We start from the raw sequence: 19,508 nt of genomic DNA, 5'->3' as shown, positions 1-19,508 counted from the left end.
CGTTGGGATCAATCCGGCAGCAATGCCATCAACGCCAGCCCGCAGGCCGTCGTCAGTGCCCCGGCGAGAACCGGCAGGCTGACCCAGCCGTGACCGAGAATGCCCTCAAGCAGAATGATGAAGCTGGGCGTCAGATAGCCGTAGCCGAGCACTTTCGACGATGGCAGGCGCAGGGATGCGTATTGCAGCAGGAGGAAGGTGATCGCGGTGGTGACGACGGCCAAATATGCGACGGCGATCCAGACGATGGCCGGCAGGCTTGGAAAGTCGGTGCTGGCAAGGCCTGCGGCGCCGGGTACAAGCAGCCACGGCACGGTGCAGGCGGCAACCCAGAAGCCGAAGGCGAAGGGGTTTTCCTTGCGGTCGAACTTGCGGATCAGCGGCACGTAGATCGCGTGGCAGATGACGCCGACGAAGAAGATCAGCTCGCCCTGGCCGATGTCGAAGGCGAGGATTGCCTGGATGTTGGCGCGAAAGATCACCCAGACGGCGCCAAGTGCTGCGATGATCAGGCCTGCGAGCACGCCGGGACGGGTGTGCTGGCTGAGCAGTAGAAAGGCAAAGCCCGCGCTCAAGAGCGGCATCAGCGTGAAGACGGCGCCCGTCGACACCGGGTCGGTGAATTCCAGCGCCTTGAACATCGTCAGCATGTAGACGGCGATCAGCCCGCCGAGGATGAGGAAGCGCCACAACTGCCTGGGGATCCGAAACGGCACCCTGGCGTAACCGAAGGTGAGCACGCCAAGCACCACGACGGTCAAGAGATAGCGCCAGAGCGTCAGCGGGCCGGCGCCCATGTGCTGTGCCGCCAATCCGCCGAAGGAGAAGGAACCGGCGATGAGCGCCGAAAAGGTCAGCATCGCCAGATGCGCCTTGAGCTTTTCGACGCCCTTGGCGTGGCTCTGGTGCGCCGTTTTCGGCGAGACATCCTGTTTCATGCTGGCTTCCGGATCCGGTGCTGAAGACTCGAGCGAGCGCCCATACACCTAAGCCGGAGCGGGTGAGGGTTGCAAGGCCTTGGCGATATCGCCGGCATCTTCGACGATCCAGGTTTCGAGGGTCGCCTGGCGTCCGCGAAGGCTGATGTCGAGCCGCTTGTGCGCCTCCATCACCACACCGGCGCGATTGACGAGCTCGGCCGAAACGGCGAGTTGGGCGTCGTGTTCCTTGGCAAGGCCTTCGAGCCGGCTTGCCGTATTGATGGTATCGCCGACGGCAGTCAGAGACGTCGCCTGTCCATAGCCGATCTCGCCGATGATGGCTGGGCCGGCATGCATACCGATCGCGATCCGCAGCGGCTCGTCGAGCTCGCCCTGGAAGGTCTGGTTGAGAGCATCGATGCCCTTGGAAATGCGCACCGCGGCTGCAAGCGATTGCTGGCAGGCCTCGGTAAACGAGTTCTTCAGGCCGAAGATTGCCAGCGCGCCATCGCCGATGAACTTGTCGATGACCCCACCGGAATCCTCCACCGCCTCGCCGACCATCTCGAAATAGCGGTTGAGGAGGAAGACCGTATCGAAGGGCAGCTTATGCTCGGCGATGCTGGTGAAGCCGCGCAGGTCGCAGAAGAGCACGGCGATACGCCGCTCGCGCCCCTCGCCATCCTGGCGCACCAGCTGCTTCTTGATGCCGATGCTGTCGGTATCGAGGATAGGCACGACGGTGACGTTGTGGATCGGACGGAACTGGCAGGCAAGGCGGACATTGTCGGGTGCGCCGATCCGTGTCAGCGTCGTCAGCTCGGCATCTTCCGGCCCCGGCTGGCCTTCGAGACCCTGAATCACGCGCACGCGGCAGGTAGAGCAGCGGCCGCGACCGCCGCAGACCGAGACATGCGGGATGCCGGCGGCGCGGCTTGCCTCCAGCACGCTGAAGCCGAGATTGACGGTGGCGACACGGCCATCGGGGTAGCGCACGCGGATGCGCCCACCCTTGGGCAGGACGCGCAGGGCAAACGTGCCGACGATCAGCCCGGCAAAGCCGAGATAGAGACCGAGCCGGATATTCTCGAGCAGGTCGACATCGAAGGCCGGCTTGGCTTCAGCGCTGTCGCCATAGCCGCCATGCTCCGCATAGACGCGCTCGACCGAGCGGGCGCCGCTGAAGAAGCCGAGAAGCGCGAAGATCGGCACGAGGATCGCGATCGTGTAGAGCGGGACCTCGTAGCGCGGAAACCAGGTCCGTCCGCGCATCCAGAACCAGGCGCCGAGGCAGCCGTGGCTCCAGGCGAGCAAAAGGGCGAGAGATTGGCGAGTGGCATTGGTCCAGCTGGACCAGAGCGCCCGCAGCATGCCGGGATAATCGGCCTCCACTCCGGTCAAAAGCGGTTCGACCCGTGCGGCGGTCACGTGGCCCAGCAGCAGGAAGGGCAGGCTGAGGCCGAAGACGATCTTGAGCGCTTCGCGCATCGGCATGCGCAGCGTCTGGCGGCGATACAGGCTATCGAGTGCCATCATGAAATGCGCAAGCAGCGCACCATAGAGCAGCACCGTGCCGGGCACGCTGTGCCAGGCGACGTTGAAGACCTTGCGGCCGGACTCCATGGCATCGATGGAGATCAGTCCGAGCGAATGGTTGAGAAAATGGGCAAGGATGAACGTACCAAGCACTGCCCCGGAAACGAGGTGAATGCGCTTGCGTCTATTGGCGGAAATGATCGTCAAATAGCGAGCCCAGCTCTGCCGGCGAAACACCGGCTTCGGTTATTTCCCCCTTTATTATCCAGATCGCATACGCCGACAACTTACCTTTTCTACACAATCTGTTTCGTTATCGTGTCTTGCGCGTCATTGGCCACTGGCGCTATTCGGCGGGGTTCGGCTGCCAAAGCTCGATCGGGTTGCCTTCGGGGTCGTAGAGCCTGGCGGAGCGGCCGTTCGGATAGGTTTGCGGGTCGGCTGTCACCTCGATGCCCGCAGTACGAAGCTGCTCCGTCATGGCGTCGACGCGGAAGTTCAGCATCCACATCTGTTGGCTTTGGCCGAAACAGTCGGTGTCGCGCTTGAACGGGGCGAAGACGGTGCTGCCGGCGCGTTGCCTCCTTGCTTGGCTTCCGACGCCTCCGCTCGCAACAGGGATAGCCGTTGGCGTCATTCCATCATGGGCGGCAGCCGCGCGGCAAGGGTATCGATGAGCAGCCGCAGCTTTGGCGGCATATATTGGGTTTTCGGCCAGACGACATAGGTGCCGTAGGACAGAGCGGGCACATCGGCGAGTATCTGCACGAGCGAGCCGGAAGCGATGCGGTTGCCCACCAGCCAGCAAGGCAGCCAGGCGATGCCGAAGCCGTCGGCCGCCGCGTCGGCGATCGACGTCAGGTCGTCGAGCCGCAGACGCGCCGGCGGCGTGACGGTCTGCGTCTGGCCGGCCTTCACTGGAAAGGACCAGGCGAGAGGTTGTCCGCTGCGCCGATAGAGGATCGCCTGGTGCGCCGTCAGGTCTTCGATCGTCTCCGGTGCGCCATTCGCTTCGATATAGGCCGGGGAGGCGCACACGGTCATGCGCTGGTCGGCGATCTTGCGCATCATCAGTTCGGGCTCATCCCGTTGCGGGCCGGTGCGGATGGCGAGATCGAAGCCGTCCTCGACAAGGTCGACGTTGCGATCGCTGAAGTTGAGGTCGAACTCCAGCCGTGGATGTTGCTGCAGCAGTTTCGACAGCAACGGCATGATGCATTGGCGGCCGAAATGCACCGGCATCGACAGGCGCAGCCGTCCCTGTATCTCCTGTTTGCCGGATTCCAGCAGCGCCTCGCCGGCTCTGATTTCGCTGAGCGCCCTCTGGCAGTTTTCGTAGAACAGCTGACCCTCGTCGGTCAGGCTCTGGGTGCGGGTGGTGCGATGAAACAGGCGCACGCCCAGCCTTTGCTCCAGCTTGGCGACGGTCTTGCCGACGGCTGAACGCGACAGGTTGAGCCTTTCGGCGGCGGCGGAAAATCCGCCCGCGTCGGCCGCCTCCACGAACACCGAAACGCCGTTCAGGTAGCTCATCTTGTATCCCTCATGGAACCAATATGACGAAATCATATCGCAACTGGAGAGATAATTTCAACGCTATGCTTTCTCCATCAGATCAAATCCGATGAAAGGAAAGACCATGGCGAGACTGATGAAGGAATGGACCATCGATGCGTTCGGCCCTCAGAACCTGAAGCTCACGGAGCGGCCGATCCCACAGGCGGGGCCGGGCGAGGTGCTGGTTCGCACGACCGCCTTTTCGCTCAACTTTCGCGACAAGCTGGTGCTCGAAAACGGCATGGGCATGCCGCTCGTCTTCCCCTTCGTGCCGGGCTCCGACATGGCCGGCGTCGTCGAGGCGGTCGGCAGCGACGTGACGCGCTTTCAGGCCGGCGATCGGGTCATTTCCGTCTTCGACCCCAGCTGGATCGACGGTCAAAAGCCGGGAACGGCCCGTCAACCGACGTCGTTTGCGCTCGGCGGTCTCAATCCGGGCGTTGCTTCGGAATATGTCACGTTCCCGCAAGACTGGTTCGTCCATGCGCCAAAGAGCCTTGACGATGGCGAGGCAAGCACCTTGCCCTGCGCCGGTGTAACGGCCTGGTACGCGCTGGTCGAGAAGGGGCGGCCGAAGGCCGGCGACCGCGTCGTCGTGCAGGGGACGGGTGGTGTCGCGCTGTTCGGGTTGCAGATCGCCAAGGCGCATGGGGCCGAAGTCATCGTCACGTCGGCAAGCCGGGACAAGCTCGATCGCGCCCTCGAGCTCGGTGCCGACCATGGCATCGACCGCCTGTCGGAAGACTGGGTGGAGCGTGTGCTTGAGATCACCGGCGATCACGGCGCCGATCATATCCTGGAGCTTGCCGGTGGCGCCAATCTCGGCCGGTCGCTGCATGCGGTGGCGGTGCAGGGACGGATCTCGGTCATCGGGGTGCTCGAAGGCGCCGAGATCTCGGCGCCGGCGCCGCTGGTGCTGTTGAAATCGCCTGTCATCCAGGGCATCGGCGTCGGCCATCGCCGGGCGCTTGAGGACCTCGTCGCGGCTGTCGATCAAACCGGTCTGAAGCCTGTGGTCGATGCGCGCTATCGGTTTGCGGATTTCCGCGAGGCACTGGCGCATCTCGATCGCGGCGCCTTCGGCAAGGTGGTGGTCGCGGTCTGATCGAACACCAATTCCCGACGCCGCCGGACAAGAATCCGGCGGCGTCGGTTTTGGTCATTCCGCTGCCTGGCGGGCCATCGGATTGTTCGGATGCGTCGTCCAGTTGGCATAGTTCGGATCGACCGGCTTGCCGGTGCGTTGGTCCATGGCGCCTGCCGGCAGTTCTTCCATGGTGATGCAGTTCTCGACGGGACAGACGCTGACGCAGAGGTTGCAGCCGACGCACTCGTCGTCCATCACCTCGAAGTGGCGCACGCCGTTGACGAACTGGGTGATCGCCTGGTGCGAGGTGTCCTCGCAGACGATGTGACAGCGACCGCATTTGATGCAGGAATCCTGATCGATCTTGGCCTTGGCGATGTAGTTGAGGTTGAGGTACTGCCAGTCGGTGACATTCGGCACGGCGCGACCGGTGATGTCGTCGAGGTTGCGGTGACCCTTGGCATCCATCCAGTCGGACAGGCCGGAGATCATTTCCTGGACGATCTTGAAGCCGTAGGTCATTGCCGCGGTGCAGACCTGCACGTTGCCGGCGCCAAGCACCAGGAACTCGGCCGCATCGCGCCAGGTGGTGATGCCACCGATGCCTGATATCGGCAGGCCGTAGGTTTCCGGATCGCGGGCGATTTCGGCGACCATGTTGAGCGCGATCGGCTTGACCGCCGGGCCGCAATAGCCGCCGTGGGTACCCTTGCCGCCGACCGTCGGGTTCGGGGCGAAGTTGTCGAGATCGACGGAGACGATCGAGTTGATCGTGTTGATCAGCGACACTGCGTCGGTGCCGCCGGCCTTGGCGGCGCGGGCCGGCTTGCGGACGTCGGTGATATTGGGCGTCAGCTTGGTGATGACGGGCATGCGCGTGTACTGCTTGCACCAGCGAACGACCATTTCGATATATTCCGGCACCTGTCCGACAGCGGCGCCCATGCCGCGTTCGGACATGCCGTGCGGACAGCCGAAATTGAGCTCGATGCCGTCGGCGCCGGTTTCTTCGACCAGCGGTAGGATCGCCTTCCAGGCCTCTTCCTCGCAGGGCACCATGATCGATGCGATCAGGGCCCGGTCCGGCCAGTTCATCTTGACCTGCTTCATTTCCCGCAGGTTCACATAAAGGTCGCGGTCGGTGATGAGCTCGATGTTGTTGAAGCCCAACAACCGGCGGTCGGCGCCCCAGATTGCGCCGTAGCGCGGGCCGTTGACGTTGACGACAGGCGGTCCTTCCTCGCCGAGCGTCTTCCAGACGACGCCGCCCCAGCCTGCCTTGAAGGCACGCTCGACGTTATAGGCCTTGTCCGTCGGCGGCGCGGACGCCAGCCAGAACGGGTTCGGGGATTTGATGCCGACAAAATTGTTGCGAAGATCAGCCATTGTTCCGTTCTCCCGATCCGTTATGCAACGGCGCTCGCGCGCGGCATGGCCGCGGCGAAAGCCCGGTTGATCGCTTCAGCGGCATCGCGGCCCATGGCGACGGCGGAGACCGTCAGGTCCTCGCCACCCAGCACGCAGTCGCCGCCGGCCCAGACATTGGCGAGCGAGGTCTTGCCTTCGGCATCGGTGACGATGCGGCCGGCTTCGAACGTGAGCGATCCGAGGCCGGACGCCTCGAAGGACTGACCGATCGCCTTGAAGATCTGGTCTGCGGCAATGATACCCGTTTCGCCCGTCGTCGTCAGCTTTCCATCGACGAGCGTAGTGTATTCGAGTTCGATCCCGGCGACCTTGTCGTCCTTGAGCGCGATGCGCTTGGGCTGCAGCCAGTGGCGGATGGTGACGCCCTTGGAGGTGGCCAGGTCCTGCTCGAACTCGGACGCGTTCATGTGCTCCTTGCCGCGGCGATAACAGATCGTCACTTCCTCGGCGCCGAGCAGCTTGGCCTGGACGGCGGCGTCGATGGCGGTCATGCCGCCACCGAGAACCACGACCCGGCGACCGACCGGAATGTCGGCCTTGGTCTTCGACTGGCGAAGGGCGGCGATGAAATCGACGGCGTCGTCTACGCCCTCGGCGGTTTCGCCTTCGAGGCGCAGCGCGTTGACGCCGGCAAGGCCGAGACCGAGGAAGACGGCGTCATATTGTTCGGTCAAATCGCCAAGCGAAAAATCGCGGCCGAGCGCCTGGCCGTGGCGGACTTCGATGCCGCCGATCGACAGCACGTAGTCGACCTCGCTCTGGGCGAAATCGTCGACGGACTTGTAGGCGGCGATGCCGTATTCGTTGAGGCCGCCGGATTTCTCACGGGCATCGTAGATGACGACCTCGTGGCCCTTGACCGCAAGGCGGTGGGCGCAGGCAAGCCCCGCTGGCCCGGCGCCGACGACGGCAACCTTTTTGCCGGAGGTCGCAGCGCAGGTGTAGAACTGCTTGTTCTCCTTCATCGCGATATCGGTCGCATAGCGCTGGAGGCGGCCGATCTCGACCGGACGCTCCTCAGCCGTGTTGCGCACGCAGGCCTGCTCGCAGAGCGTTTCGGTGGGACAGACGCGGGCGCACATGCCGCCCAGGATGTTCTGGTCGAAGATCGTCTTTGCCGAGCCGATGGGGTTGCCCGTCGATATCTGCCGAATGAACAGCGGGATATCGATGGAGGTGGGACAGGCCGTCATGCAGGGCGCGTCATGACAGAAATAACAGCGGTCGGAGGCGACCAATGCCTCGTGCCTGTCGAGGGCTGGATGGAGGTCGGAGAAATTGGTTTCGTAGTCCGCGAGCGGCAGGCGGCCGCCGAGGATCCCAGATTGCGTCGTTCCCATTTTTGGCTCCCAATGTTTTCTCAGGATGATGGAACGGTAACACGCTTTATTTTTTTATCAAACGGTAAAAGTTTGGCATCGAAATGCTGGGAAAGCCTTGCGATCCGGGGATTTGCTGCAGACCTGCCAAGCCATTGTTCTTGACTGCTGTTTGACAGGGCAGGGCAAATAGTGGCAGCAAATCAGAGCGGGATGAGGAAAAGTGTGTGCGGTTTTCCGCCCGCATCCCGCTCTAACTTAGGGGAAGCGATCGCGATGTTTTGAGTTGATTCGACCCAAAACATCGCGATCGCGGGGGAATGGAGAAGTGGCATGGCGCGACGGGCTGAGGCGAACAACAGGCTTGATGATGCTGCCCGCGCGGGCTGGTTATACTATGTCGCCGGCCGTACCCAGGACGAGATCGCCACGGTCATGGGCATTTCGCGCCAATCGGCCCAGCGGCTGGTTTCGCTTGCCATGGCGGAGCGCCTGATCAAGGTCAGGCTCGATCATCCGATTGCCGCATGCCTGGAGGCTGCCGAACGGCTTCGGGAAAAATACGAGCTAAAGCATGTGGACGTGGTTCCGAGCGATCCCGGATCGAGTTCGACCACGGTCGGCATCGCCGAGGCAGGGGCCGCCGAGATCGAGCGCTGGCTCAAATTAACCGAGCCCCAGGTTCTGGCGATCGGTACGGGCCGGACCCTGAAGGCGGCGATCGACCAATTGCCGGCGATGGAATGTCCGCAGCATCGCATCGTGTCCTTGACTGGCAATATCAGGCTCGACGGCTCGGCCGCCTATTACAACGTCATCTTTAGCATGGCCGATGCCGTCAAGGCGCGGCATTTCCCGATGCCTTTGCCGGTTCTCGCCTCCTCGCCGGAGGAGCGCGCGGTGCTGCACAGCCAGAGCCTCGTCCAGGTGGCGTTGAAGCTGGGCGCGGAGGCGAATGTCGCCTTTGTCGGTGTCGGCGAACTCGGCCCCGAGGCGCCGCTTTGCCAGGACGGATTTCTGTCGCAGGACGAGATGGGGCAGCTGACGAAGTCCGGCGCCGCAGGGGAAATCTGCGGCTGGATGTTTGACCACGACGGCGCATTGCTGGCGGGCAGTTTCAACGACCGTGTCGCCTCCGTTCCTCTGCCATCGCGCGACAATGCGTCGGTGATCGGGCTTGCCAAGGGGCGGCGCAAATATGAGGCGCTGAAGGCCGCGCTCAAGGGGCGGATCATCAACGGCATTATCACCGATGAGGCGACCGCCGCCTATCTGCTCAACGCCTGATCGCAGCGTTTCTGCTTGGGAAGGGCCGGCCATGCGCCGGCCCTTTGGCGTTCATATCACCACCTGCTGATAAAAAATCCGCAATCAAAACAGATTCATAACGGCTCTGGTTGCAGCGCAGCAACGAAAGCGGATTGACATTTTTTCACAAGAAGTGAGTAATTGCCCATGAGCAAGGCAAATGCTCAATTTCTTCTGGGAGGAAGTCGATGAATTTGAGAACTTTCCTGCTGAGCACGTGCTCGGCAGTCGCTCTGGCAGGTCTGGCCCAAGCAGAAACGCTGACCATTGCGACCGTGAACAACGGCGACATGATCCGAATGCAGAAGCTGGCGGATGAATTCACGTCCAAGAATCCGGACATTACGCTCGAGTGGGTGACACTCGAGGAAAACGTGCTGCGCCAGCGCGTGACGACGGATATTGCCACCAAGGGTGGCCAGTACGACATCATGACCATCGGCACCTACGAAGTGCCGATCTGGGCCAAGCAGGGCTGGCTTATGCCGCTCGACAATCTCGGCGCCGACTACGACGTCGACGACCTGCTGCCGGCGATCCGCTCGGGCCTGACCATAGACGACAAGCTCTATGCCGCACCGTTCTACGGCGAAAGCTCGATGGTGATGTACCGCAAGGACCTGTTCGAAAAGGCCGGGCTGACCATGCCCGACGCGCCGACCTGGGACTTCATCGCCGACGCGGCGCGCAAGATCACCGACAAGGGCAACGAAGTCTACGGCATCTGCCTGCGCGGCAAGGCGGGCTGGGGCGAGAACATGGCCTTCCTGACCGCAACCGCGAACGCCTTCGGCGCCCGCTGGTTCGACGAGAACTGGAAGCCGCAGTTCGACCAGCCGGAATGGAAGAACGCGCTCGACTTCTACGTCAAGCTGATGAATGACGCCGGACCGCCCGGTGCATCCTCGAACGGCTTCAACGAAAACCTGTCGCTGTTCCAGACCGGCAAATGCGGCATGTGGATCGACGCGACGGTTGCGGCCTCGTTCGTGACCAACCCGAAGGAATCGACGGTTGCCGACAAGGTGGGCTTCGCGCTTGCACCTGACACTGGCCTCGGCAAACGCGGAAACTGGCTCTGGGCCTGGAATCTTGCCATCCCCGCCGGTTCGCAGAAGGTGGCCGCGGCCGAGAAGTTCATCGCTTGGGCAACCGGCAAGGACTATCTGAAGCTCGTTGCCGACAAGGAAGGCTGGGCCAACGTTCCTCCGGGCACGCGCACATCGCTCTACGCCAACCCTGAGTACCAGAAGGCAGCGCCCTTCGCGAAGATGACGCTCGACTCGATCAATGCAGCCGACCCCAAGAACCCGGCCGTCAAGCCGGTGCCCTATGTCGGCGTGCAGTTCGTGGCGATCCCTGAATTCCAGGGGCTCGGCACAGCAGTCGGGCAGCAGTTCGCGGCGGCTCTTGCCGGTCAGATGACCGTCGACCAGGCGCTTGCCAGCGCCCAGCAACTGACCGAGCGTGAGATGACCAAGGCCGGCTACATCAAATAAGGCTCCCAAGGGCCCGGGGTGCCGGCCGCAAATGGTTGGCGCCCCGGTAATTCCTGGAGGCAGTCAAGGGGCCCACGCGGGTAAACGCGCTGGCCCGACCCGATCTCGAAACAGCGTTGAATTCCGTCATTTGGGGGGACGCCATGGCGACCTTGCACACCCGCTCCGCCGCGCGTTTGATGATCGCGCCCTCGGTGCTTCTGCTTCTGGCCTGGATGATCGTTCCGCTGGCCATGACAATCTACTTCTCATTCCTGCGCTACAATCTCTTGATGCCGGGAATGGAGGAGTTCGCGGGCTTTTCGAACTACAGCTACTTCCTCACCGATCCCGCCTTCTTCCAGGCGATCTTCAACACGCTCGCCATCGTGCTGGGCGTGCTCTTCATCACCGTCGTCGGCGGCATTGCGCTGGCGCTTCTTCTCGATCAGCCGATGTTCGGTCAGGGGATCGTGCGCATCCTGGTGATCGCGCCGTTCCTGATCATGCCGACCGTCGCCGCGCTGGTGTGGAAGAACATGTTCATGAACCCGGTCAACGGGCTGTTCGCCTGGCTGGCCAAGCTCTTCGGACTGCAGCCCTTCGACTTTCTCGCCAATGCACCCCTGATGTCGGTGATCCTCATCGTCGCCTGGCAATGGCTGCCCTTTGCGACGCTGATCCTTTTGACGGCGCTGCAATCGCTCGATGAAGAGCAGAAGGAAGCAGCCCAGATGGACGGCGCCAGCGCCTGGAGCCGCTTCATCTATCTCGTGCTGCCACATCTTTCTCGTGCGATCACCGTGGTGATCCTGATCCAGACGATCTTCCTGCTCTCGGTCTTTGCGGAAATCCTGGTGACGACCAATGGCGGTCCGGGCACGCAGAGCACGAACCTCACCTTCCTCGTCTATGCGCAGGCCCTGCTGCAGTTCGACGTGGGCGGCGCATCCGCCGGCGGCATCATCGCCGTCATCCTCGCCAACATCGTCGCATTCTTCCTGATGCGCATGATCGGCAAGACGCTGGAGGCTTGATACCGATGGCACGCACTGTCTCCACCCAAAGAAAGATCGTCGTCACGGTCGTCGCCTGGACGATCGGCATCCTGATCTTCTTCCCGATCCTGTGGACGTTCCTGACGAGCTTCAAGACCGAGGCAGAGGCGATCGCCTCGCCGCCGTCCCTGTTCTTCTTCGACTGGACGACGGAGAACTATCATGAGGTCCAGAGCCGATCGAACTACTTCCTGCACTTCATGAACTCGGTCGTCATCTCCTTCGGCTCGACGCTGATCGGCCTGATCATCGCCATCCCGTCTGCCTGGGCGATGGCGTTCTCGCCGACCAAGCGCACCAAGGACGTGCTGATGTGGATGCTCTCCACCAAGATGATGCCGTCGGTCGGTGTGCTCGTGCCGATGTACCTGTTGTTCCGCAACACCGGCCTGCTCGATACCCGCACCGGCCTCGTCATCGTGCTGACGCTGATCAACCTGCCGATCATCATCTGGATGCTCTACACCTACTTCAAGGAAATCCCCGGCGAGATCCTCGAGGCGGCACGCATGGACGGAGCATCGCTGTCCAAGGAGATCATCTATGTGCTGACGCCGATGGCGATCCCGGGCATCGCCTCGACGCTGCTCCTCAACATCATCCTTGCCTGGAACGAGGCGTTCTGGACGCTGAACCTCAGCGCCGCGAAGGCGGCGCCGCTCACGGCCTTCATCGCCTCCTATTCGAGCCCCGAAGGCCTGTTCTACGCCAAGCTCTCGGCGGCCTCGACCATGGCGATTGCCCCCATCCTCATACTCGGCTGGTTCTCGCAGAAACAGCTCGTGCGCGGCCTCACCTTCGGCGCGGTCAAATAAGGGATACGACAATGGGAAACATTACACTCAGAAACGTCTCGAAGGTCTTCGGCGCCCATGCCGTCATCCCGTCGATCGACCTCAATATTGACGATGGCGAGTTCGTCGTCTTCGTCGGCCCGTCGGGCTGCGGAAAATCGACGCTGCTCAGGCTCATCGCCGGGCTAGAGGATGTCAGCGATGGTGAGATCGTCATCGACGGCAAGAACGCCACCGAGCTGCCGCCAGCGCAACGTGGACTTTCGATGGTGTTCCAGTCCTATGCGCTCTATCCGCATATGAGTGTGCGCTCGAACATAGGCTTCCCGTTGAAGATGGCGAACGAGGACAAGGCTGTCATCGACAAGAAGGTGGCCGACGCAGCGCGTGTGCTCAACCTGACCGACTATCTCGACCGAAAGCCTCGCCAGCTTTCCGGCGGCCAGCGCCAGCGTGTCGCCATCGGCCGCGCGATCGTGCGCCAGCCGAAAGCTTTTTTGTTCGACGAGCCTTTGTCGAACCTCGACGCAGCACTGCGCGTCAACATGCGGCTCGAAATCAGCCAGTTGCACCAGGATCTGAAGACGACCATGGTCTACGTCACCCACGATCAGGTGGAAGCCATGACCATGGCCGACAAGATCGTGGTTCTCAACCGGGGGCGCATCGAGCAGGTCGGCTCGCCGCTCGACCTCTATCACAAGCCGGACAATCTCTTCGTGGCGGGCTTCATCGGGTCGCCGCGGATGAACTTCGTTTCCGGTGCGCCGGCTACCGCCTACCAGGCGCACACTATGGGCATCCGGCCCGAGCATCTGGTGCTTTCAACGGAAAACGGCACCTGGGCCGGCACGGTCGGCGTTGCCGAGCACCTGGGCTCGGACACCTTCCTGCACGTCAACGTCGACAATATCGGAACGATGACCGCGCGTGTCAGCGGCGATTTCGCCGTCGCCCACGGGGACCGGGTGTTCCTGACGCCCGACGCCCAGCGCGTCCACAGGTTCGACGACAAGGGACTGGCAGTTCGATGAAACGTCTTCACGGGAAAAGCGCGCTGATCACCGGATCCGCGCGGGGTATCGGTCGTGCCTTCGCCGAAGCCTATGTGCGAGAAGGCGCCACAGTGGCGATTGCCGACATCAATCTGGCGCGGGCGCGTGAGACCGCATCGGAAATCGGCCCGAGCGCCTATGCCGTCGAGATGGATGTGACGCAGCAGAACTCCATCGACGCGGCGATCGCATCGGTTGTCACCGAGGCCGGTGGTCTCGATATCCTCGTCAACAACGCCGCGCTCTTCGATCTCGCGCCGATCGTCGAGATCACGCGTGAAAGCTATGACCGGCTGTTTTCGATCAATGTTTCGGGGACGCTGTTCACGATGCAGGCGGCTGCCAAACAGATGATCGCCCAGGGCAGGGGCGGCAAGATCATCAATATGGCGAGCCAGGCAGGCCGGCGCGGCGAGGCGCTGGTCGCCGTCTATTGCGCCACCAAGGCAGCGGTCATCAGCCTGACCCAGTCGGCGGGGCTGAACCTGATCAAGCACGGCATCAACGTCAACGCCATTGCGCCCGGCGTCGTCGATGGCGAGCACTGGGACGGCGTCGACGCACTGTTTGCCAAATACGAGAACCGCCCGCGCGGCGAGAAGAAGAGGCTCGCGGGAGCGGAAGTCCCCTATGGGCGCATGGGAACGGCCGAGGATCTCACGGGCATGGCGATCTTCCTCGCTTCTGCCGAGAGCGATTACGTCGTTTCGCAGACCTACAACGTCGATGGCGGCAACTGGATGAGCTGAGGCCCGTCTCCGGACGATGCCTCGATAAGGAAACGAGACCATGACGACCAAACTTTCTCTTGCCGCGCTCGACGCAGTGAAGGCCAAGGCCGGCGTGCCGAGCTACGATCGCGCCGATCTGAAAGCCGGTATCGTGCATTTCGGTGTCGGCAATTTTCACCGTGCCCATCAGGCCGTCTATCTCGACGATCTCTTCAATGCCGGGCACGACCATGACTGGGCGATCGTCGGTGCCGGGGTCCTTCCCTCCGATGAACAAATGCGGGCAAAGCTCGCGGCGCAGGATTTCCTGACGACGGTGGTCGAGCAGGACAACAACCGCACCGGCGCGCATGTGACTGGCGCGATGATCGACTATCTCAGGCCCGGCGACGTCGCTGGCATCGTCGCCAGGCTTGCAGACCCGGCGATCCGCATTGTTTCGCTGACGATCACCGAGGGCGGCTATTTCATCGATCCAGCCTCCGGCGTTTTTAATCCGACCCACCCGGCCATCGTTGACGATGCGCAAAATCCCGCCGCGCCGAAGACGGTCTTCGGTTTGATCGTTGCCGGTCTGAAGGCACGCCGCGACGGACAAATTCCGCCGTTCACGGTGATGTCATGCGACAACATTCCGGGCAATGGCGAGGTGACCCACGCTGCGGTTTCAGGCCTTGCCCGGCTGTTCGATCCTGATTTCGCCGACTGGATCGACGCCAATATCGCCTTTCCGAACGGCATGGTGGACCGCATAACGCCGGCCACGGGCGCACGCGAAATCGGCATCGTCGCAACCGATTACGAGATCGAGGATGGCTGGCCGGTGTTTTGCGAAGAGTTCAAGCAATGGGTGCTGGAGGATCATTTTCCGCAGGGACGCCCGGCGCTCGAAAAGGTCGGCGTGCAGTTCGTGCCCGATGTTGCGCCCTATGAGCACATGAAGATCCGCATCCTCAACGGCGGCCACGCGGCAATCGCCTATCCCGCAGCCCTGCTCGACATTCATTTCGTCCACGAGGCGATGGAGGAGCCGCTGATCCGTGATTTTCTCGCCAAGCTTGAGCATGACGAGATCATTCCGGTCATTCCGCCGGTGCCGAACACCGATCTCGGCGATTATTACAAGCTGATCGAGATGCGCTTTTCCAACCCGAAGATCGGCGACACGATCCCGCGGCTTGCACAGGACGGCTCCAACCGGCAGCCGAAATTCATCCTGCCCTCGACGGCCGACCGGCTGGCGCGGGGCGAAGACGTCGTCGGCCTGGCGCTGGTGTCAGCGCTCTGGTGCCGCTACTTCGACGGCACGACCGATAGCGGCAAGCAGATTGTCTTCAACGACCAGAACGCCGAACGGCTTCAGGCGGCAGCCCGTGCCGCAAGGCAGGATCCGACGGCTTTTCTGGCGCTGTCGGACATTTTCGGCGAGGTCGCCCAATCCGATCTCTTCCGCAAGCGCTTCACCCACGCATTGAAAACCCTCTGGGAAAAAGGTACGCGCGCTACGCTCCAGCTTTATCTGGACGGCAAGCTTACTGCATAATTCCTTAGAACGGGGCCCGATTTAAGGATGAAATTACGCAGCAATTCAAAGAGTTACAGCGACGTTGGCGCGTCTTAAAAGATGCGCGGCGCTGTAAGGGGTAGGGTGTTATGGCCGACGGCGCGTCCAGGTTGGTGATCTTCGATTGCGACGGCGTGCTGGTTGACAGCGAGCCGATCTCGCTCGAAGTCCTGGTCGACGTGCTGGCGGCGGCAGGCGTGTCGATGACCACGGAGGAGGCGACCGAACGGTTTCTCGGGCGCAGCCTGAAAAGCATGTCTGCCATACTTCACGACGAATATGGCCTGGCGACAGACGACGCCTTTCTCGAAGAAATGCGCACGCGGCTCTATCAGCGTTTCCGTACGGAGTTGCAGCCGATCGCCGGTATTCGCCGGGCGGTCGAAGACCTTGGCGTCGCCTGTTGCGTCGCCTCGTCCAGCCAGCCGGAACGCATCCGGCTGTCGCTGACCGTCACCGGTCTGATCGATCTTTTCGAGCCGAACATCTTCTCTGCAACGATGGTCAAACATGGCAAACCGGCGCCCGACCTGTTTCTGCTGGCGAGCCGGGAGATGGGCTATGCACCCAAGGATTGTATCGTCGTCGAAGACAGTCCGGCCGGCATCGAAGCCGCGCACGCCGCTGGCATGCGGGCCTTTGCCTTCGCCGGTGGCGGACATGCGCGCAGCGACCGTCATCGACAGACACTCGCCAAGCTCGACCCCGACGTGCTGTTTGACGACATGGGCGAATTGTTACAGTTTGTCCGCCAATAGTGCATAATTCCTCAAGTCGAAATCGATTTGATGGGAAAATTATGCGGCAGTTTCAAGATGTTGCAGCGTGCTGTAACGGGGACGGGGATCTCCATTGATGCGTGAATTCGTCGTTGCGGTCGATGTCGGTACCGGCAGTGCCCGTGCCGGAATTTTCGACCGGAATGGCAGGCTTCTGGCGCGTGCCGACCTGCCGATCGCCATGAACCGGCCGGAAGAAAATCATGCCGAACACGATTCGGAAGATATCTGGAGAGCTGTCTGCGGCTCGGTGAAAGCTGCCAGAGACAAGGCCGGCATCGCGCCGGAGAGCATTGCCGCCATCGGTTTCGATGCAACGTGTTCGCTCGTGGTGCGCGACCGGAGCGGCGCGCCGCTTTCCGTCAACCGAAAGGGCGAGGCGCGCTGGGACACAATCGTCTGGCTCGATCATCGGGCGCTGACGGAGGCCGATTTCTGTACCGCCACCGGACACCCGGTCCTCGATTTCTCCGGCCGCGTCATGTCGCCGGAGATGGAAATGCCGAAGCTGATGTGGCTGAAGCGGAATCTGCCTAGCCAATGGGAGAAGGCAGGCTTTTTCTTCGATCTCGCCGACTATCTCTCCTGGCGGGCGACCGGCAGTGCGGCGCGCTCGCGCTGCACCTTGACGGCGAAATGGAACTATCTCGCCCATGAACAGCGCGGTTGGCAGGCGGACTATCTCGCGCGGATCGGCCTCGAGGATCTGCTTGCGCGGGGCGGATTGCCGGAGGAAACGCAGCCGGTCGGAAGCTCGGTCGGGGGCTTGTCGGTGGAGGCTGCCGCCGAGCTCGGTCTTGATATCGGCTGCCAGGTGGCACCGGGTCTGATCGACGCCTATGCCGGGGCGCTCGGCGTGCTCGGCGGTTTTGCCGGCGAGCCGGAAAAGCTCGAGCGGCAACTGGCGCTGATCGCGGGCACCTCGAGCTGCATCGTTGCCTTCTCCAAGGATATGAAGCCCGGCTTCGGCATGTGGGGACCCTATTTCGAAGCGGTGCTGCCCGGCGCCTGGCTGATCGAAGGCGGCCAGTCGGCGACCGGCGCCCTGCTCGATCACATCGTGCGCATTCATGGCGGCGGCCTGGAGCCAACGACCGAGACCCACGGCCGGATCATCGCGCGCGTCCAGGAACTGCGCGTCCTGCACGGAACGCAGTTTGCCGAACGGCTGCATGTACTGCCGGATTTCCACGGCAACCGCTCACCGCTTGCCGATCCACACGGGCTCGGCGTCATCAGCGGCCTGCCGTTCGATTCGTCGTTCGATGCGCTGTGCCGGCTCTATTGGCGCACCTGCGTGGCGATCGCGCTCGGCATCCGCCATATCCTCGAGATGATGCGTGAGGTCGGCTACGAACTCGACACACTTCACGTCACCGGCGGCCACGTGCGCAATGCGCTTCTGATGGAGCTTTATTGCGACGTCACGGGTTGCCGGGTCGTAGCACCCGATGCGCCTGACGCCGTTCTTCTCGGAACGGCGATGGCGGCAGCCGTTGCCGGTCAGGTTCACGTCGATCTCGCCGTGGCCGGTGCGGCGATGGCGTCCGGCGGGCGCGAGCGGCGGCCGAACGACGCCATGCGTGACATCTACGATCGCGACTACCGCCGCTTCCTTGCGCTCTACCGCCATCGCGACGAACTGGACGCGCTGCAATAAAAAAATGATCGGCAAACGCGCAACTCCGGGAACCTTTGTTTGCGTCACGCATTTTATTTTCAGACCGGACGGTGGCGCGCATCGCCCCCAATGTGGCGCCGGAGGTAATCCGCCGGTTTACAACTCACACTCCCCCGGTGAGTTGAACAATGTCAGCCAGTGCCTTCCCTCGGCACTGGCTGTTTTGTTTCCAGCGCTTGCCATCAACGGGCATGCCAATCAGGACACCAGCGACGAAAGGCAAGGGCGGGCGACAGCAACAAGTGGACAAACAAAAGCCGGCGACCGAGGCCGCCGGCGATAGATGCTGTGTCGATGATCAGGCTGCGGCCTTCGTCGATTCGTTGAAGAACAGCGCCTGGCTGATCAGCGCCTTCACCATGTCAGGATTGAAAGGCTTCGTGACCAGGAAGGTCGGCTCAGGGCGTTCGCCGGTCAGCAGCCTCTCAGGGAAGGCGGTGATGAAGATCACCGGGATGGCGCTGGCCTTCAGGATATCGTTGACCGCATCGATACCGGAGCTGCCGTCGGCGAGCTGGATATCGGCAAGCACCATGCTCGGACGGGTCTTCTTATAGAGCGCGATTGCTTCGTCGCGGGTGCGGGCAATGCCGGTCACTCGGTGGCCAAGGCTCTCGACCATGTTTTCGATATCGATGGCGATCAGAGGCTCGTCCTCGATGATCATGATATCGGTTGCGACCTGTCGCGAGATTTCCTGCGAAGCGCGGTCGAGAAGGGAACCGATCTTGTCGTCGGTGACGGCAAGGATTTCGCTTGCTTCCTCGGGCCGGAAACCTTCGACCGAGACGAGAAGGAAAGCCTGGCGGGCAAGCGGCGAAACGTTTGCCAGATTGACCGAGGCGCGCTGCTCCCAGGCAAAGGGCGAAACCGGCTCGGGAACCAGCACCGACGAGGAGCCGAAGAGCGACGTGTAGAGGCGGAACAGCGCGACCCGGTCATTGCTGGCCTCCGGGAAAATGGAGGTATCGGCAATCAGGGCTTCGAGTACCGCGGCCACATAGGCGTCGCCTGATGTCTGCGACCCGGTCAATGCGCGCGAGTAGCGGCGCAGATAGGGCAGCAGCGGCGCGATCCGTGTGGACAATGTCATGGAGTACTCCCTCGAGAATATAATCTTGCAGTGATGCTCCAAAACGTTTCACGCAAAAAAAAGTTCCGGGAGGGAACATTTCATTTTTCAGACGCGTTAAGGCGGTAATGAACACCACAA

At 62.2% G+C, this 19,508-nt stretch carries 17 protein-coding genes; 10 read left to right on the top strand and 7 right to left on the bottom strand.

Translation table 11 applies throughout. The features are described from left to right. Positions 1-8: 8 nt before the first annotated feature. The 4 genes from J3R84_RS13440 to J3R84_RS13425 all read right to left on the bottom strand — a co-directional run bounded on the left by J3R84_RS13440 (position 9) and on the right by J3R84_RS13425 (position 3,989). On the bottom strand, positions 9-938 hold the full coding sequence (locus J3R84_RS13440; protein ID WP_051509177.1) for a DMT family transporter: 930 nt from the start codon (positions 936-938) through the stop codon (positions 9-11). Between the two features lie 48 nt (positions 939-986). Continuing rightward, positions 987-2,663, bottom strand: coding sequence for an adenylate/guanylate cyclase domain-containing protein (locus J3R84_RS13435; protein WP_203527928.1), 1,677 nt, complete (start codon positions 2,661-2,663; stop codon positions 987-989). 139 nt (positions 2,664-2,802) lie between these two features. Then, positions 2,803-2,961, bottom strand: a complete 159-nt coding sequence (locus J3R84_RS13430; protein ID WP_143347943.1) for a VOC family protein — start codon at positions 2,959-2,961, stop codon at positions 2,803-2,805. 128 nt (positions 2,962-3,089) lie between these two features. Continuing rightward, the gene (locus J3R84_RS13425) at positions 3,090-3,989 is read right to left on the bottom strand and encodes a LysR family transcriptional regulator (protein WP_025428111.1); all 900 of its coding nucleotides are present in this window, start codon (positions 3,987-3,989) and stop codon (positions 3,090-3,092) included. Positions 3,990-4,095: 106 nt separating this feature from the next. Between J3R84_RS13425 and J3R84_RS13420 the strand changes: the two genes are divergently transcribed. Further along, positions 4,096-5,118 carry a zinc-dependent alcohol dehydrogenase family protein gene (locus J3R84_RS13420; protein WP_025428110.1) on the top strand — a complete coding sequence of 341 codons (1,023 nt, stop codon included), beginning with the start codon at positions 4,096-4,098 and terminating at the stop codon, positions 5,116-5,118. Between the two features lie 54 nt (positions 5,119-5,172). Here the strand turns inward: J3R84_RS13420 and preA are convergent, their stop codons facing one another. Beyond that, a complete protein-coding gene (preA, locus tag J3R84_RS13415) occupies positions 5,173-6,486 on the bottom strand; it encodes an NAD-dependent dihydropyrimidine dehydrogenase subunit PreA (RefSeq protein ID WP_025428109.1) in 1,314 nt (437 codons plus the stop codon). A 20-nt stretch (positions 6,487-6,506) separates the two neighbouring features. Continuing rightward, complete coding sequence (locus J3R84_RS13410) at positions 6,507-7,868, bottom strand: NAD(P)-dependent oxidoreductase (RefSeq protein WP_025428108.1); 1,362 nt, start codon at positions 7,866-7,868, stop codon at positions 6,507-6,509. Positions 7,869-8,180: 312 nt separating this feature from the next. Between J3R84_RS13410 and J3R84_RS13405 the strand changes: the two genes are divergently transcribed. The 9 genes from J3R84_RS13405 to J3R84_RS13365 all read left to right on the top strand — a co-directional run bounded on the left by J3R84_RS13405 (position 8,181) and on the right by J3R84_RS13365 (position 18,274). Then, a complete protein-coding gene (locus tag J3R84_RS13405) occupies positions 8,181-9,134 on the top strand; it encodes a sugar-binding transcriptional regulator (protein ID WP_025428107.1) in 954 nt (317 codons plus the stop codon). A gap of 209 nt (positions 9,135-9,343) precedes the next feature. Continuing rightward, positions 9,344-10,654: an ABC transporter substrate-binding protein gene (locus J3R84_RS13400; RefSeq protein WP_025428106.1), complete on the top strand. Its 1,311-nt coding sequence runs from the start codon at positions 9,344-9,346 to the stop codon at positions 10,652-10,654. A gap of 143 nt (positions 10,655-10,797) precedes the next feature. Then, positions 10,798-11,670 carry a carbohydrate ABC transporter permease gene (locus tag J3R84_RS13395; protein WP_025428105.1) on the top strand — a complete coding sequence of 291 codons (873 nt, stop codon included), beginning with the start codon at positions 10,798-10,800 and terminating at the stop codon, positions 11,668-11,670. 5 nt (positions 11,671-11,675) lie between these two features. Beyond that, positions 11,676-12,506 carry a carbohydrate ABC transporter permease gene (locus tag J3R84_RS13390; protein ID WP_025428104.1) on the top strand — a complete coding sequence of 277 codons (831 nt, stop codon included), beginning with the start codon at positions 11,676-11,678 and terminating at the stop codon, positions 12,504-12,506. A gap of 11 nt (positions 12,507-12,517) precedes the next feature. Further along, positions 12,518-13,519 (top strand): ABC transporter ATP-binding protein, encoded by a 1,002-nt coding sequence (locus tag J3R84_RS13385; protein WP_025428103.1) that lies wholly within the window; start codon positions 12,518-12,520, stop codon positions 13,517-13,519. Beyond that, positions 13,516-14,289, top strand: coding sequence for an L-iditol 2-dehydrogenase (locus J3R84_RS13380; RefSeq protein WP_025428102.1), 774 nt, complete (start codon positions 13,516-13,518; stop codon positions 14,287-14,289). The genes J3R84_RS13385 and J3R84_RS13380 overlap by 4 nt, the downstream gene beginning before the upstream one ends. A gap of 40 nt (positions 14,290-14,329) precedes the next feature. After that, the gene (locus J3R84_RS13375) at positions 14,330-15,814 is read left to right on the top strand and encodes a mannitol dehydrogenase family protein (protein ID WP_025428101.1); all 1,485 of its coding nucleotides are present in this window, start codon (positions 14,330-14,332) and stop codon (positions 15,812-15,814) included. 110 nt (positions 15,815-15,924) lie between these two features. After that, positions 15,925-16,593 carry an HAD family hydrolase gene (locus tag J3R84_RS13370; RefSeq protein WP_025428100.1) on the top strand — a complete coding sequence of 223 codons (669 nt, stop codon included), beginning with the start codon at positions 15,925-15,927 and terminating at the stop codon, positions 16,591-16,593. A 97-nt stretch (positions 16,594-16,690) separates the two neighbouring features. Then, positions 16,691-18,274, top strand: coding sequence for an FGGY-family carbohydrate kinase (locus J3R84_RS13365; protein WP_057206516.1), 1,584 nt, complete (start codon positions 16,691-16,693; stop codon positions 18,272-18,274). Positions 18,275-18,593: 319 nt separating this feature from the next. Here the strand turns inward: J3R84_RS13365 and J3R84_RS13360 are convergent, their stop codons facing one another. Continuing rightward, complete coding sequence (locus J3R84_RS13360; RefSeq protein ID WP_025428098.1) at positions 18,594-19,388, bottom strand: response regulator; 795 nt, start codon at positions 19,386-19,388, stop codon at positions 18,594-18,596. Positions 19,389-19,508 lie beyond the last annotated feature (120 nt).

This window comes from Ensifer canadensis, assembly GCF_017488845.2.
Taxonomy (GTDB): Bacteria; Pseudomonadota; Alphaproteobacteria; order Rhizobiales; family Rhizobiaceae; genus Ensifer; species Ensifer canadensis.
Note: the sequence above shows the minus strand (reverse complement) of the source record. Positions and strands in the feature narration are given on the sequence as shown.

What these genes read in the sequence shown, in the direction of transcription:
- J3R84_RS13365 (WP_057206516.1), top strand. Translation starts at nt 16,691, where the DNA reads ATGCGTGAATTCGTCGTTGCGGTCGATGTCGGTACCGGCAGTGCCCGT.
- J3R84_RS13440 (WP_051509177.1), bottom strand. Translation starts at nt 938, where the DNA reads ATGAAACAGGATGTCTCGCCGAAAACGGCGCACCAGAGCCACGCCAAG.
- J3R84_RS13410 (WP_025428108.1), bottom strand. Translation starts at nt 7,868, where the DNA reads ATGGGAACGACGCAATCTGGGATCCTCGGCGGCCGCCTGCCGCTCGCG.
- J3R84_RS13430 (WP_143347943.1), bottom strand. Translation starts at nt 2,961, where the DNA reads ATGCTGAACTTCCGCGTCGACGCCATGACGGAGCAGCTTCGTACTGCG.
- J3R84_RS13375 (WP_025428101.1), top strand. Translation starts at nt 14,330, where the DNA reads ATGACGACCAAACTTTCTCTTGCCGCGCTCGACGCAGTGAAGGCCAAG.
- preA (WP_025428109.1), bottom strand. Translation starts at nt 6,486, where the DNA reads ATGGCTGATCTTCGCAACAATTTTGTCGGCATCAAATCCCCGAACCCG.
- J3R84_RS13395 (WP_025428105.1), top strand. Translation starts at nt 10,798, where the DNA reads ATGGCGACCTTGCACACCCGCTCCGCCGCGCGTTTGATGATCGCGCCC.
- J3R84_RS13420 (WP_025428110.1), top strand. Translation starts at nt 4,096, where the DNA reads ATGGCGAGACTGATGAAGGAATGGACCATCGATGCGTTCGGCCCTCAG.
- J3R84_RS13380 (WP_025428102.1), top strand. Translation starts at nt 13,516, where the DNA reads ATGAAACGTCTTCACGGGAAAAGCGCGCTGATCACCGGATCCGCGCGG.
- J3R84_RS13360 (WP_025428098.1), bottom strand. Translation starts at nt 19,388, where the DNA reads ATGACATTGTCCACACGGATCGCGCCGCTGCTGCCCTATCTGCGCCGC.
- J3R84_RS13425 (WP_025428111.1), bottom strand. Translation starts at nt 3,989, where the DNA reads ATGAGCTACCTGAACGGCGTTTCGGTGTTCGTGGAGGCGGCCGACGCG.
- J3R84_RS13405 (WP_025428107.1), top strand. Translation starts at nt 8,181, where the DNA reads ATGGCGCGACGGGCTGAGGCGAACAACAGGCTTGATGATGCTGCCCGC.
- J3R84_RS13385 (WP_025428103.1), top strand. Translation starts at nt 12,518, where the DNA reads ATGGGAAACATTACACTCAGAAACGTCTCGAAGGTCTTCGGCGCCCAT.
- J3R84_RS13370 (WP_025428100.1), top strand. Translation starts at nt 15,925, where the DNA reads ATGGCCGACGGCGCGTCCAGGTTGGTGATCTTCGATTGCGACGGCGTG.
- J3R84_RS13400 (WP_025428106.1), top strand. Translation starts at nt 9,344, where the DNA reads ATGAATTTGAGAACTTTCCTGCTGAGCACGTGCTCGGCAGTCGCTCTG.
- J3R84_RS13390 (WP_025428104.1), top strand. Translation starts at nt 11,676, where the DNA reads ATGGCACGCACTGTCTCCACCCAAAGAAAGATCGTCGTCACGGTCGTC.